This is a genomic window from Sporolactobacillus shoreae, assembly GCF_004684935.1.
Lineage (GTDB): Bacteria > Bacillota > Bacilli > Bacillales > Sporolactobacillaceae > Sporolactobacillus > Sporolactobacillus shoreae.
Genome location: NZ_SRJD01000024.1, coordinates 1 through 14,447, shown reverse-complemented (window position 1 = coordinate 14,447; position 14,447 = coordinate 1). Strand labels below are relative to the sequence as shown.

Here is a 14,447-nt window from a genome sequence, read left to right as displayed (position 1 = left end):
AATTAATTGGAGAAACCACAAAATCCATGGGGCATTGTTCTCCAACTTTTATGCTAAAATTGGTGAAGAAAAAAGAATAAGGAGAACACTATGAAAACACTGAATCAACAATGGAATCTGGATCCGATTTTTTCAGGTGACAGCCACTCATCGGACTACATTAACTTTCTGGATCAACTGGAAAGTGAGATGGCAGCGTATAAAAAGGATCTCAAAGCAATCGTAAAACCATTCAACGCGGACGACGCCGATGATTTCCGCGAGTGTGTCCTGACTTATGAAAACCTGGACAAAAGGCTGAGCGAGGCGGCTGCATTTGCCGAATGCCTCACGGCGCAAAATATGAAAGATGAAGCGGCGCTGACGCTGAGCAGCCGAATTCAGTCCCTGTCCGCTGCATTCGCTTCATGTGACACCCTGCTGAATACACTGCTCCGCGCCATTTCAGATCATGACTGGCAGAAGCTTGCCGGAGATGGAATGAAAGACGTCCATTTCGCCCTTCAGGAAAAAAGGGACCTTTCAAAAAAGAAGCTCCCTTCCGAACAGGAAGAACTGATCGGCAGCCTGTCGGTCGATGGCTATCACGCTTGGGGCAATCTGTATTATGCGCTCGTAGGAAAAATTAAAATCCCGTTTGACCATCCGGAAAAAGGGAAAGAAACCCTATCAGTCAGCCAGGCCGATAATCTGCTCGACGATGCCGACCGCGGCACCCGGAAAGCGGCATTCAGCGCGCTGGAGACGGCATGGTCGGACAGCGCCGACCTGTTTGCCGCCACATTGAATCATGTTGCGGGCTACCGCCTCTCTGCTTACAAGGCGCGGGGCTGGGACGATTTTCTTGATGAACCGCTGGACTACAACCGCATGTCACGGAAAACACTGGATACAATGTGGCGGACAATTGATGAATATAAACCTGAATTCGTAAAATTTCTCGACCGAAAAGCCAAACTTCTCGGATTAAAAAAATTATCATGGTTTGATGTCGACGCCCCGCTTACCCGCAGCAGAAGAAAGGTTTCATATGAAGAGGCTGCGGACTTTGTCGTCGACAACTTCAGAACTTTTAATCCGAAAATGGCGGACTTCGCGAAGAACGCACTGGAAAACCGCTGGATCGAAGCCGAAAATCGACCGAATAAACGGCCCGGCGGTTTCTGCACCAGTTTCCCGATCGCCGGACAGTCGCGCATCTTTATGACCTTCAGCGGAACGGCATCGAATACGTCAACAATTGCGCACGAACTGGGCCACGCCTACCATCAGTCAGTGATGAATGACCTGCCCTACCTCTCCCAACACTACGCGATGAATGTGGCGGAAACGGCATCCACTTTTTCAGAAATGATCGTCGGAGACGCCGCCGAATCTGCGGCAAAAACCAAAGAAGAAAAGCTGGCCTTTCTAAGCAATAAGCTTGAACGCAGTGTTGCGCTGCTGATGAATATTCACGCCCGTTTCCTTTTTGAAACACGCTTTTATGCCGAGCGGAAAAAAGGTGTGGTTAACATCGACCGCCTGAATGAATTAATGCTTCAGGCTCAGAAAGAGGCTTATCTGGATTCGCTTGATGTCTATCACCCGACATTCTGGGCTTCCAAGCTTCATTTCTATATTACAGACTGGCCGTTCTATAACTTCCCGTATACCTTTGGCTTCTTGTTCAGTACAGGGATTTACGTGCGTGCTTTAAAAGAAGGCAAATCCTTTGCTGAAAAATATGACGCCCTGCTTCATGACACAGGCAGGATGACAACCGAACAGCTTGCCGAAAAGCATCTGGGTGCCGATCTGAACAAACCTGATTTCTGGCGCTCGGCGCTGGATTATTGTGTGCAGGATGTCCGTAAATTTCTCACCCTCACCGAATGAGGAAATATACAAAACCTGAGCCGTTATCATAGACAAAAAAACTTTTTGATTATAGAATAAAGAGACACGGTAATCAATAATCATTTTAACTTACGTAAACATGCTGTCATCCAATCGGATGGCAGCATGTGTCGTTTTAAGGGTTGTGAAGATGATTACCATTCTCAATTAGAAATAATCATTTTCATTCGTCAACAGTTTGAAAGATGAATCAAGCAAATAACAGGGAGAGGTTAAGATTATGGAACAAGCAGTGAACGGAATGAGTCAGAAACTGAATGTCCTCCGCGCCGGTGTACTTGGGGCGAACGACGGCATCGTTTCAACAGCAGGTATTGTCATAGGTGTCGCCGGTGCCACAACAAACACGATGACACTGGTCATTTCAGGATTGGCCGGTCTCGTGGCCGGAGCTCTGTCGATGGGTGGCGGGGAGTATGTTTCCGTCAGCACACAGAAGGACACAGAAAAAGCGGCAGTTGAGTTGGAAAAAGCGGAACTCAGGGACGATTATGAAGGGGAAGTCAATGAACTCGCAAAAATTTATGAAAAGAACGGATTATCGGAAGAGCTGGCCCGAAAAGTTGCTGTCGAACTGATGAATAAAGATGCGCTCAAAGCGCACGCGGCTGCGGAGCTGGGCGTGAACCCCGGCGATTTTGTCAATCCGTGGCACGCCGCATTCTCATCGATGATCTCATTTACGATCGGAGCGATTCTTCCTTTTTTGTGCATTGCTCTGATACCGGGTTCGATGCGCGTTCTATTTACCGTGATCGCCGTTCTGTTCGCACTGGGCCTGACCGGATACATCAGCGCCAAGCTGGGCGGAGCGCCGGCTTGGCCGGCGATTCTCAGAAATGTGCTTGTCGGCGCGCTGACGATGACTATCACATACACCGTCGGCCATTTGATCTGAGGAAAAACAAAATTATTATTTGAGCCATTTCCTAAGGGGAATGGCTCTTTTTTCATGCCTTGAAAAGCGATCAGCTCCCCCCTGTCCCATTTTTCAGCTATAATGATCTATATATTTGTACGGGCAGATGTGCACCCGGCAGAGTGCGTTGTTTCAGAGAGGAGAATGGATTTTGACTGTAGAAAGAGATCGATTGGTTCACCGCATCCGCACAGCTTCGAAAAAAGAGCCTGCGGATTTAGTTATAAGAAACGGGAAAGTGATTGATGTTTTCAGCGGAACACTGATGGAGACAGATGTCGCCATCACAGGCGGCATCATTGTGGGACTGGGAAGTTATGAGGGCAAACAGACTCTGGATGCCGGAGGAAAGATAATAAGCCCTGCGCTGATCGACGGTCATGTTCACATTGAATCATCCATGCTGACGCCGGGAACCTTTGCCGGCGTGCTTGCCGCCCACGGCGTGACATCGGTCGTGACCGACCCGCATGAAATTGCGAATGTACTCGGCGCGGATGGCATCCGTTTTATGCTTGAGCGTGCGAAGGGCAGCCTGATTGACATCTATGTCATGCTTCCGTCCTCTGTTCCTGCCACCTCATTTGAGCACAACGGGGCCACACTTCATGCTGAAGACCTGGAACCTCTTTTTGAAAATGATCATGTACTTGGTCTTGCAGAAGTGATGGATTTTCCGGCGGTCCTGAATGCCGATTCGCTGATGGTCGACAAACTGCTAATGACCCGCAGGCATACGTGGCGGATTGACGGGCACGCGGCCGGGCTGGATGCAGACGGCATTAATGTGTACACAGCTGCCGGAATCCGGACTGATCATGAATGTGTGAACATAGACGAGGCCAGAGATCGCCTGTCGCGCGGGATGTACGTGATGATCCGTCAGGGTACTGTTGCCAAGGATCTCCCGCAGCTGATCGGCCTAGTCAATGAAGTTAACAGCAGACGCTTCCTGTTCTGCACCGATGACAAGTATACGGATGACCTTATTGCGGAGGGCAGTGTGGATCACAATGTCCGGATGGCAATCCGCAGCGGTCTCGACCCAATCACCAGCATCAAAATGGCTTCATTGAATACGGCTGAATGCTATGGATTGCAGGCAAAAGGTGCGATTGCGCCGGGCTATGAAGCAAATTTTCTGCTGCTTGACGATTTGGACAGTTTTTCAATCAATAAGGTTTACGTGCGCGGAGAACTGGTTGCTGAAGATGGAAAACCCGTGTACAAAAGCATGGCTTCAATAAAGGCTGCGGATCACCCGCTCATTCTGCCTGAACTGACACCGGAAAGCTTTCGAATGAACATCGGTCCATCTCAAAAAGCGCACGTGATTGAAATCATTCCAAACAGTCTGGTCACCCGCGACAGCATTGAAAAAGTACCAGTTCTGAACGGTGTTTTTACCTATTCAGAAGAAAAAGATTTGCTTAAAATGGCTGTTATTGAGCGTCATAAGGGCCTCGGCACCGTCGGACTGGGCATCGTTAAAGGGTTCGGTCTTACATCCGGCGCCATTGCAACAACGGTCGCTCATGATTCCCACAATCTGGTCGTCGCTGGCTGCAGTGACAGAGACCTCATCGTTGCAGCTGAGCGGCTGAAAGAAATACAAGGTGGTATGGTTGTTGTGAATCACGGAAAAGTAGTGGCGGAACTTGCCCTGCCGATCGCCGGATTAATGACCGACGCGCCAGCCGAAGAAGTCGCTGAAAAGCTTGAAGAATTAAGAAAAGCGGCAACCGCTCAGGGAGCTTCCAAGGCGTTTAACCCGTTTCTGACTCTATCATTTCTCAGCCTTCCGGTCATTCCCGATCTGAAGCTGACGGACACCGGGCTTTTTGATGTTCGCGCATTCCGCCACATCACGGTTTCCAATGATTAACCGTTTTCCATCAAGGAGGTTTCTTTTTTTGTCACTGCCAGAAGCATTTATTGAAAAAATGACTCGTTTGCTCGGACCGGAATCGGAATACTTTTTTAAGACCTATGACCAGAAACGCGCTTTCGGGCTACGCGCCAACCTGCTGAAAACGTCGGGTGAGCAACTGAAAAAGCTTCCGGAGTTCCACTTAAAACCGGTTCCATTCTGCCCATCCGGATTTTACTATCAGGAGGCGGACGAACCTGGAAAACACCCTTTCCACCAGGCAGGACTTTATTACATACAAGAACCCAGCGCGATGTTTGTAGCAGAAAGGTTGGACGCAAAGCCCGGGGAACGTGTTCTTGACCTCTGCGCCGCACCCGGGGGGAAGTCGACACAGATCGCTGTTTCCATGCAGAACCGTGGTCTCCTTGTCAGCAATGAAATCTACCCGAAACGGGCCAAATCACTTTCTGAGAATATTGAGCGGATGGGAATCACAAACGCCCTGGTTACCAATGAAACACCGGAGCGGCTCGCTGAGTATTTCCCGGGCAATTTCGACAAAATTCTCGTGGATGCGCCCTGCTCGGGTGAAGGCATGTTTCGGAAGGATCCGGATGCCGCGCAGTACTGGAGTCCGGATCACGTCAGAGAATGTGCCGCGCTTCAGAACCAGATTCTTGACCATGCTTACAGTATGCTGCGTGAAGAAGGCATACTTGTTTATTCAACATGCACCTTTTCCCCTGAAGAAGATGAGCAGATGATCGACCATTTTCTAAAAAAATACCCGGATATGGAAGTCTTACCCATTGAAAAGACAGGCGGTGTTGAAGATGGGCGTCCGCAATGGACGGATTCAGCAAATTCCGAGCTAAGAAAAACTGCCCGGCTCTGGCCGCACCATCTGGACGGAGAAGGACATTTTGTCGCAAAGCTCCAGAAGCACGGCCCGTCCTTAACGAAAAGAATCAAGCCTGTGTCATCCGTGAAAGAATCCTCGCTGAAGGATTATCGCCAGTTTGAGAAGCAGACTTTGGCTGAAAAATTGGCCGGTTCCTTTTACTTTGCGGGCAATCAGCTTTTTCTTCTGCCCGACGGTTGTCCGGACTTTAGCCAATTGAAAGTGATCCGCGCCGGGCTTCACCTGGGCGAGCAGAAGAAAAACCGTTTCGAACCAAACCACGCACTGGCGTTGGCGATGCCGGCCGTCTCCTTCCAATCCACCTTTCCGCTCGAATCCTCAGGCACTGACTGGGATCATTATCTGCGGGGCGAAACACTGCCCGCGCCTGCCTCTCTAAAAGGATGGACAGCAGTCACTATTGACGGATTCACACTTGGCTGGGGAAAAGCCGCCGGCGGTACGTTAAAAAATTTTTATCCCAAAGGGCTACGTCTCAGGGGACTAAATCACTAAAAATTCGGGAGGTTTTTACGCAATGATACTCTTGAAAAAAGGAGATACGGTTGGCTTGACTTCCTGCTCTGACGGATTGCGGCCGGAAGAGGAGCCAATCGTGGGGAAAGTGATCCATACGCTGACTTCTCTTGGACTTCGAGTAAAAACGGCCGAAACCATTTTTCAACAGAATGACAAGCCATTCAGTGGATCACCCGCTCACCGTGCCAGCGAACTGATGCGTTTCTTCAATGATCCGGATGTGAAAATGATTTTCGATCTGTCCGGCGGGGACAGCGCCAACCAGATTCTTCCTTGCCTGGACTTTGCCGCGATTCGCACATCTCAGGCAATGTTCACCGGCATCAGCGATTTGTCCGTGGTCAATAACGCCATCTTTGCCCGAAGTGAAAAACCATCCTGCCATTACCGAATTAAGAACCTGGCAGGGCTGTTTGCCGCGGAACAGAAGAAATTTTTTGAAGATTATATTATGGGCGAACCAGCACCTTCACCCTTCACTTACAGATGGCTGCGGGGCCACGATATGAAGGGCATCGTGATCGGCGGCAATATCCGCTGTTTTCTGAAACTGGCCGGCACCAGGTTTTTCCCTGACACGGAGGGGAAAATTATTTTTCTGGAAGCGCTTGGCGGTGGCGCCGCGCGCATGGCTTCGCTCCTTGCCCAGTTAGATCAATTATCTGTGTTCCGCAAGTGCCGCGGTGTTCTGCTTGGAACCTTTTCAGAGATGCAGAAAAAAGAGTTGAAGCCTTCGATCGAACAGCTTGTCCTTGAAATCACTGAGAAATATGATGTGCCCGTGGCCAAAACCGAACAGTTGGGACATGGAGGAGATGCACGATGCATTCTCATCGGGTCGCCCCTTTCTCTCAACTAGCTGGAGTATAAGAAAAACTGGACAAAAATCGCCCGATCTCTAATCATTGACCCTGTATTATTGAGATGTTGGATCAACGCTTCGGTTGCTCGCTTGCCGCGGGCGATCCGTGAGCCTCCTCGCTCGGTTCCCTCACTGCGGGGTCTCCCTTGGCTCGCTCTCCCGCAGGCGTCTCGCACCTCCGCTTTGAATCTCATCCAGGGCCTTGTTTTATTGGCCAGATTTTTACTTCCTTACCTTTTAAAAAAATCCTCAGCGCAAGCGAGGATTTTCGAAGGGTAAGAATTTGACGTTAATGATATAAAGCAAACAGCAGGATGCAGGGCGCAAGAAACGGCAATCCGAAAAGGAAGAACCGCAGACTGGAGCCGACCCGCTCTCCCCTGTCTTTTGGGGTTTCCGTCCAGTAATTGGCACGATTCCGATCCCCGCTGACAAATGTCTCCGACAAAAGACCAACGATCAGTAAACAGGCCAAGGCGATTAATCCGGTGATTCCGGCAAGAATCAAATGGTAAGGCGTGAGAACACCGATGATCAGTAAAAGTGCACTTAAACCAAGTCCGAACAAAAAAATTTTCACGGACATCATCTCCCGTTTTTTTTATTATATCAAAATTTTGAATAAATTGGGTGCGTTTTTGCCATCAACCGTCTTTCGCGTGGGCGTGGTCGCTTTTGAGGCGACCAATCATTTTTTTCCATTTAAACTCTTTATGTGTTGTAAATGTATCCCGATGTGACCGATACCGAGAATGATCGCCGAAACGATCAGCCAAATAACTTTGCCGTATATTCCGAGCAAAAGAAAAGCCACTACGGGTAACAACGCCCCCGGCACGGGTATTCCGAGAAAACTGCGATAAAAATCAATGACCGTTTGTTTGCTCCGGAAGTATCGTATCCAGTTGATTTCATACAAAATCATCAGCAAAGAGGATACAAACAACCATACAGTCCACGGTTCGAACGAATGCGGGCTGTAGTCGCTGAAAAACAATATCGTCATTGTGCACAGCACTTGCCCGGCGCGCTCAAACACGAGCAGAACTTTGTTTTCATCTGAAGGCTCATAGCCCTCCGATTTATACCGTGCCCACATGATGTTGGGTACTTCCAGCATTAACATATAGATCAGCCCGATAGATGAAAATCCTAAATGCCCAAGCATGCTCACCCTCCCAACAAGAGCTGGCTACAACTGAACAGCGACTCGTTACTCTCGAAACTGTTCTACGACATCGTCTCCCTTTTTTTATTATATCAGAAAATTTCCGGAGAAAATGGATACGTTTTCATTAATATAGGAAATCTATTAACAAGGACATCGATCCGTTCCTCTACTTATTACGGCACCATCTAATTTGGGCCATTCACCCCTTATTGATCCAATCATTGACGTATTATTGTTTGTGGAATTATTGATCCATTAAAAGGAAGAAATAATCATGGCGAAAAATAAACTCATATTCATGTATCACCTCATCGTTGTTCTTTTAATATTGTCGTCCGTTACTTTAGTCTTATTTTCTTTTTTTCATAAGATAAGTATGATTGATTTCCCCTATAACGACATCAATAACGGCATCCTTCTGCTATTTGTCATTGATTACTGTGTCAGATTGTTCACCGCTCAGGACAAAAAACACTTCTTGATCGAAAATGCATTTGATCTTCTGGGACTTATCCCCATGCATCCGCTTTTCGTCATTTTTCGATTGGCCAGAATTGTTCGCATCCTGCGTTACCATCACATATTTGTGGTTCTTGGTATTGATGGAAAGTTCACCGGCAGCATTCATCAATTCATTTATTCCACAGGTGTTATCTATTTATTTTCAATCAGTGTGGTTATTCTGGTACTGAGTGCCCTACTCTACTCGATGGTGGAAAAAATATCTTTGTCCAATGCACTCTGGTGGGCGATCACTACGGCAACAACGGTCGGTTACGGGGATATCTATCCACGGACATTTGTCGGAAAAATTATTGCGTCCATCCTAATGATTGGCGGTATCGGTTTTATCGGTTTGTTAACCAGTACCATTACTGATTTTTTCACGGTCACCAAAGAGCATGAGGGCACCGATGAAGCAGATCTCAAAAAGCTCATTGTGACGATCGATGAACTATCCAGGAAGGTTGATCACTTATCCGATCAGGTCAATCATTTAAACAAGCAGTCAAACAAACCGGACAGGAAAAAATGAGGACGGACTAAATGATATTCTGCTCAACTAAAAAGTCCTTGTCCCGCATGACTTTTTCATAATCATCAACCCGGATCAACCGGTGACTGGCGGAGAAAACAGCGGCTTGTTGGAAAATGCCGTCCACATAGGCAAAATCGTGTGTGGAGCAAATAATGGTTTTGCCTGATTGATTCAGTCTAATCATAAACTGACGAAGAAAGCGTTTGGTTTTTGGATCCAAGTTATTCATCGGCTCGTCAAAAACATAGACGTCGGGATTAAGTGCCACTGCCGCAGCGATCGCGACACGCTTCTTTTCACCTCCGCTCAGGTGATAAGGCTCTCTGTCTGACAGTTCACTGATCTGAAGCAGTTCCATCGTGTCTTCGACTCTTTGCCTGACCTCCGATTCAGCCATGCCCATCTGATTCAGTCCGAACGCGATCTCATCATGGACGCTGCTGCAGAACAACTGGGTGTCCGGATTCTGAAAAATAAAGCCGACCTTTTTATGAAACTGCCTCGCAAACTTTTTATCTTTCAACTTTTTTGCGTTAATCGCCGTACCATGAAACAGGTACTCCCCAGAATCTGCCAGGATCAGTCCGTTGATCAGCTTCATCAGTGTCGACTTACCGCTTCCGTTGGCTCCAATCAGAGCGATCGCTTCACCCTGTTCGACTCGGAGGGATACATCGCTGAGCGCCTGAGACTGATTGGGATAGGCATAAGATATGTTTTTCAGTTCAATCACTTTTTCTCATCCTCACTCAAAAATGAAAAAGGCCGCAATGAGCAAGCCGATAAATACAAAGCATATGTCGTCTGCCAGATGAAAAGCCGGCCTCATTCTTCTTTTGTATGTCCCCGTGAATCCTCTACAGGTCATGGCATCAAACAAATCGTCAGCCATGGTTTTTGATTTGAGAAAAAGGGTCCCCGCGATCCCTGCTAAAGACTGCGCGCCCTTTTCCGAGTGCCCGACAGAACGTATCTTTAACGCATAAAACATGGCGAGCGCAAAATCTCCTAGAACCGCGATGTACTTCAGGGTAATGTCAAGAATCAGAATGAAAAGATCCGGCATATGAAAAAATTTCAATGCACCGGTCATTTCATACCAGGACGTGGAAAGCGCCAGCAGGCCTGAAAAAGAAACGGTCAACCAGACCTTGGCCACAATCAGTTCAATATGATTGCTGAAGCCGAATAACAGAGCTGGCAGAAGGGTAACAAACGTGAACAACGCCGACATGACACCGAGCGCGAGTATTCTTTTCAGGAGCTGAGTCGGTAGAACACTCAGTAATACCAACAGACTGACGGAGACCAGCCAGACAAATGAAGGACTCCTACTCAGTGACACAAGGAAAATCAAAAAAACCACGGCTGGAAGCTTAACTCTCGGCTGCACCCGGTTCAGGATACCGCCACTTCTTCTCCTGCTCCTGAGACCGGCAAGGATTTCCGCAAGGCCCTTAATATTTTTTTCAATGAATGAGGCTCTTTTCCCGTCAGGTATGTAATCATCATTCCGGGTCAGCCATTCAGGAAACTCCATTTCATGTTTCAACTCCGCACATCTTTTTTCTTTTTAAATCGGATCACTCTGAAGACAATAATGAGGATGGCGCAGCCAGCAACGGCTGAAAGGATATAGCCGAGGCTTTCCGGAATGCCGCTGATTCGATAGCCGGCCATCATCGCCCGATAGTCAAATCCGTGAGCCATCCCAGAAGGAAGGTAGCCTAGCGAGCGGCTGAGAACCTGTTTGTTCCACTCCCCCCAGGCGCTCGCCGCGGCCAGCAGACCGAGCGGCGTCAGCATGACCAGAAAAAGAAGGAGTCCAGCCATTTTTTTATAGGCGACAGGACCGGATTGATGCAAAGTCTCCGGTGAAACTTTTTCTACAAAAGCGAGAACACCCGTGGTGAAAATGATTTCAGCGGCTCCCGCAAAGGTCAGGTGCGGAATCAGCATGGCAGGAATTGAGACCTGAAGCGGATAGGGTGAATATAGCGGCAGGCCTTTTGCATCTGTAAAAAGCAACGGCTGAATGCCGAATTCAATGCCCGCAAAGAGTGCGGCAAGATTGATTGCGACATAGGCGGCAATGGCCGCGGCAACCATCCGGCCTTTTTCCGATTTCAGCCAGATTGAAAGGAACCGGTAAAGGGCGTAACCCGCAAAAGGCATGACAAAAGCCATATTGAAGAGATTGGCGCCAAGCGCCAGGATGCCGCCGTCACCAAAAAACAGACTTTGAATCAACAGTGCGGCGGCGATGGCCAGGCACGCCGCCTCCGGACCCAGAATAATCGCCAGCAACGTACCGCCGACAGCATGAGCCGTGGTACCTCCCGGAACCGGCACGTTGAACATCATCATCAGAAAGGAAAGCGCCGCGCCGACACCAATCAATGGCAGCCTGCTTTCAGACATCTTCGTCTTCACTCGTCGGACGGAAACCGCAAGTACGGGAACCATGGCAGCACCCATGACCAAACACGTCTGCGGACTCAGATAGTTGTCCGGAATATGCATGATTGCGCCTCCTCCTTTTAAAATAAAGGCTATGTTTAAATTCAATGTTGTTTTTGCCCCTCCGTTCATTGGAGCGGAAGGCGCGAGACTCCTGCGGGATCAGCGAGCCAAGTGAGACCCCACAGCGAGGGCAACGAGCGAGGAGGCTCACGGATCGCCCGCGGAAAGCGAGCGTCTGGAGTGAAAAACAACAGACAAGTTTAACAAAGCCAAAATAAAAAGCCGCGAACGCTAATCGAAATCCGTGCGAAGCGGATGCCAATCAGCCTTCGTGGCTGCTCTGTCAATCGTATTTTTCGTTCTTCATGCTTTGAAATCCGCAGATCTTCGTGACCCGCATTTGTCATACTAACGCAATCAGACAACCTTTGTAAAGGGAATCTGTCATTCTGTCACTTTTTTGCCCACTCTTCCGGCGATTTCTTCATAAAGAGCGTCAATTCCATCTTCAGCCTGGCAGGAGGTCCGAAAAACCTTCGCCTGCGCATTCAACCCGCGCACATCTTCTTCCACCTGCTGATCGTTGAAGTCGAAGAACCGCATCATATCATATTTATTCAGAACAACCAGGTCCGCTTTGGAAAAAAGGAGCGGATATTTGACGACTTTATCGTCACCTTCAGGAATACTGACCAAGCCGATTTTCATGTCTTCGCCGACTTCAAACTCCGCCGGGCAAACAAGATTGCCGACATTTTCAATAAAAAGCACATCAATGTCATCCAGGTCAAAATAGCCGAGCATCTTTTTCATCGACATAGCCTCAATATGGCATGCTCCGCTGGTATTAAGCTGCACGACCGGCACACCGAGCTGATCCAGCTTTTCCGCGTCGACCTGCCCTGCAATGTCGCCTTCAATCACCGCCACCTTGTAGCGCGGCTGCAGTTTCTCAATCAGTTTGATAATCAGGCTTGTCTTCCCGGCACCGGGAGCGGCCATGATATTAATCGCGAAAACTTTTTTCTCGTTCAGTACCTCTTTAACGTCATTACTACAGTCCTCGTTCCACTCCAGGAGCTGTTTGACGACTTTAATTGTGTTCATGATCCGTGCCTCCAAAAAAATCAGATGAGGAAATCAACTGTCTCCTATTATATAATAATAAAAAGTAAGCGCGTAATAAATTTTGTGACAACCGTTTGTCAGAGAGGATTGAGAAATGAAAATAGCAGTGCTTGATGGCCAAGGTGCGGGGCTTGGCCAGTCATTGATCAGAAAAATTCGCCAGGAGCTGCCGCAAGACCTGACCATCATCGCCCTCGGGACCAACACATTTGCTACATCGAAAATGGTGCGTGCCGGGGCGGACATGGGAATCAGCGGTGAAAAGGGGTTCTGCTCCTTCTGCCGCCGCGAGTCGATCGATGGCATGATCGCTCCGATCGGCATCATTGAGCCTGGTTCCATCCAGGGCGAAATCACAAGGTCAATGGTTCATGCCTTCACAGATCTTTCATGCCGAAAATATCTGATACCCCTTCATCATCCTAAAATCAGTATTCCCTGCACCTCAGATATACCGATCAGGGACTGTGTCGCGATGATTATCAAGGAGATCAGAATGCAGATGGAACAGAATATAGAATAAATCTCTTTTAATCCTCGTCGCCCACCCTCATATCCATGTATCGTCTCGCCTGCTCGATATAGTGCTCCGCATCATATTTCAGATAAGCCTTATTTTCTTCCGTCAGTTCTCTCCGCATCTTGGCCGGTACCCCGGCAACAAGTGTCCCCGCTTCAACAACCTGATTTTCCAGAACGAGTGCCCCAGCAGCCACCAGAGCCCCACGTCCGATGACGGCTCCATTCAAAATCGTTGCGCCCATTCCGATCAGAGCCCCGTCCTCCACCGTACACCCATGCAGGGTGACATTGTGGCCAACGGTTACATTTTTACCAACTCTCACGGGGCTGTTCTTGTCCACATGCACGACGGCCCCGTCCTGAATATTCGATCCTTCACCGATGAAAATGCCCGCCTCATCGCCTCTCAAGACCGCATTGAACCAGACGGACGTATTTGCCTCCAGTTCCACCTCCCCAATAATTCGAGCTCCCTGAGCAATGAAGGCACTCGAATCTACTTTAGGAAAATGCTTCCCGTATCGATACATCATGTCAGCCACCTACTCGTCTCTCGATTTCTCTTTTGAGAAAAGGTAAATATTGAACAAAGCTCCCAGAGCAATTAAAATTCCTGAAACAATAACGATTAAATTCTGAGACAATGTCCATAGCACGACTGATCCGATGATGTCGGCGATTAAAATAAGCCAACCAATCAGGATCACAACACTTCCTATAACCTGATTCAGCGTGCTTTTATTTTTGCGGTTTGTCATTGTCATAGCTGCAGATCCTTTCTGTGAGAGCCTTCAAATGGTCTAAAAAAACGGGCGACCATAGCTCATCATTTTCACCCATAAGAATATAACAAGTTGCACAAAAATTTTGTCGAAATGTGGGGCGCATATTTTATTTCATTGATTTTAGCCTCTTTGTCTCTTTAGCTCCATATTAGAATACTATTGCTACTTCATTATAATGATAGCGTTAACAATATTAATAGTACAAAAGAAACATCCATCCTGAATTATTCACGGCCAATCTATTTGATTAGCTAAAATGCTTACTTACTCAGTGTTGTAACGATTTTCTCATTTTCACTGATTGGGTGATTAAAATTAATGAAAAAGGAGCCACTCCTTTGTATG

General features: G+C 48.1%; 15 protein-coding genes. 7 read left to right on the top strand and 8 right to left on the bottom strand.

Going from position 1 to position 14,447, the window contains the following annotated elements; all coding sequences use genetic code 11:
* Positions 1–90 precede the first annotated feature (90 nt).
* From E4665_RS15355 to E4665_RS15335, 5 genes are all read left to right on the top strand, one after another.
* Positions 91–1,878 carry a M3 family oligoendopeptidase gene (locus E4665_RS15355; protein WP_135349681.1) on the top strand — a complete coding sequence of 596 codons (1,788 nt, stop codon included), beginning with the start codon at positions 91–93 and terminating at the stop codon, positions 1,876–1,878.
* A 241-nt stretch (positions 1,879–2,119) separates the two neighbouring features.
* Positions 2,120–2,797, top strand: coding sequence for a VIT1/CCC1 transporter family protein (locus E4665_RS15350; RefSeq protein WP_135349680.1), 678 nt, complete (start codon positions 2,120–2,122; stop codon positions 2,795–2,797).
* Positions 2,798–2,969: 172 nt separating this feature from the next.
* A complete protein-coding gene (ade, locus tag E4665_RS15345) occupies positions 2,970–4,703 on the top strand; it encodes an adenine deaminase (RefSeq protein WP_241654905.1) in 1,734 nt (577 codons plus the stop codon).
* Positions 4,704–4,731: 28 nt separating this feature from the next.
* The gene (locus tag E4665_RS15340; protein ID WP_135349679.1) at positions 4,732–6,108 is read left to right on the top strand and encodes an RsmF rRNA methyltransferase first C-terminal domain-containing protein; all 1,377 of its coding nucleotides are present in this window, start codon (positions 4,732–4,734) and stop codon (positions 6,106–6,108) included.
* A gap of 22 nt (positions 6,109–6,130) precedes the next feature.
* Positions 6,131–6,991, top strand: a complete 861-nt coding sequence (locus E4665_RS15335; protein ID WP_135349678.1) for a S66 peptidase family protein — start codon at positions 6,131–6,133, stop codon at positions 6,989–6,991.
* Positions 6,992–7,283: 292 nt separating this feature from the next.
* On the opposite strand, the gene E4665_RS15330 is transcribed toward E4665_RS15335, so the two are convergent.
* Both E4665_RS15330 and E4665_RS15325 read right to left on the bottom strand, forming a co-directional pair.
* Complete coding sequence (locus E4665_RS15330; protein WP_135349677.1) at positions 7,284–7,574, bottom strand: DUF5316 domain-containing protein; 291 nt, start codon at positions 7,572–7,574, stop codon at positions 7,284–7,286.
* 108 nt (positions 7,575–7,682) lie between these two features.
* Positions 7,683–8,162, bottom strand: coding sequence for a hypothetical protein (locus E4665_RS15325; RefSeq protein ID WP_135349676.1), 480 nt, complete (start codon positions 8,160–8,162; stop codon positions 7,683–7,685).
* A 277-nt stretch (positions 8,163–8,439) separates the two neighbouring features.
* Here E4665_RS15325 and E4665_RS15320 point away from each other — a divergent pair, with 277 nt between their 5' ends.
* Positions 8,440–9,201, top strand: a complete 762-nt coding sequence (locus tag E4665_RS15320) for a potassium channel family protein (protein ID WP_135349675.1) — start codon at positions 8,440–8,442, stop codon at positions 9,199–9,201.
* Between the two features lie 7 nt (positions 9,202–9,208).
* Here the strand turns inward: E4665_RS15320 and E4665_RS15315 are convergent, their stop codons facing one another.
* From E4665_RS15315 to hypB, 4 genes are all read right to left on the bottom strand, one after another.
* Positions 9,209–9,937, bottom strand: a complete 729-nt coding sequence (locus E4665_RS15315) for an energy-coupling factor ABC transporter ATP-binding protein (RefSeq protein WP_135349674.1) — start codon at positions 9,935–9,937, stop codon at positions 9,209–9,211.
* A gap of 12 nt (positions 9,938–9,949) precedes the next feature.
* Positions 9,950–10,756 (bottom strand): energy-coupling factor transporter transmembrane component T, encoded by an 807-nt coding sequence (locus E4665_RS15310; protein ID WP_241654904.1) that lies wholly within the window; start codon positions 10,754–10,756, stop codon positions 9,950–9,952.
* The gene (gene cbiM, locus E4665_RS15305) at positions 10,753–11,727 is read right to left on the bottom strand and encodes a cobalt transporter CbiM (protein WP_135349673.1); all 975 of its coding nucleotides are present in this window, start codon (positions 11,725–11,727) and stop codon (positions 10,753–10,755) included. The genes E4665_RS15310 and cbiM overlap by 4 nt, the downstream gene beginning before the upstream one ends.
* Before the next feature lie 384 nt (positions 11,728–12,111).
* Positions 12,112–12,774 carry a hydrogenase nickel incorporation protein HypB gene (gene hypB, locus E4665_RS15300; protein WP_135349672.1) on the bottom strand — a complete coding sequence of 221 codons (663 nt, stop codon included), beginning with the start codon at positions 12,772–12,774 and terminating at the stop codon, positions 12,112–12,114.
* A 115-nt stretch (positions 12,775–12,889) separates the two neighbouring features.
* Between hypB and E4665_RS15295 the strand changes: the two genes are divergently transcribed.
* Positions 12,890–13,318, top strand: coding sequence for a DUF3842 family protein (locus E4665_RS15295; RefSeq protein WP_135349671.1), 429 nt, complete (start codon positions 12,890–12,892; stop codon positions 13,316–13,318).
* Between the two features lie 7 nt (positions 13,319–13,325).
* On the opposite strand, the gene E4665_RS15290 is transcribed toward E4665_RS15295, so the two are convergent.
* Positions 13,326–13,850, bottom strand: a complete 525-nt coding sequence (locus E4665_RS15290) for a gamma carbonic anhydrase family protein (protein ID WP_241654908.1) — start codon at positions 13,848–13,850, stop codon at positions 13,326–13,328.
* Between the two features lie 9 nt (positions 13,851–13,859).
* Positions 13,860–14,081, bottom strand: coding sequence for a hypothetical protein (locus tag E4665_RS15285; RefSeq protein ID WP_135349670.1), 222 nt, complete (start codon positions 14,079–14,081; stop codon positions 13,860–13,862).
* Positions 14,082–14,447 lie beyond the last annotated feature (366 nt).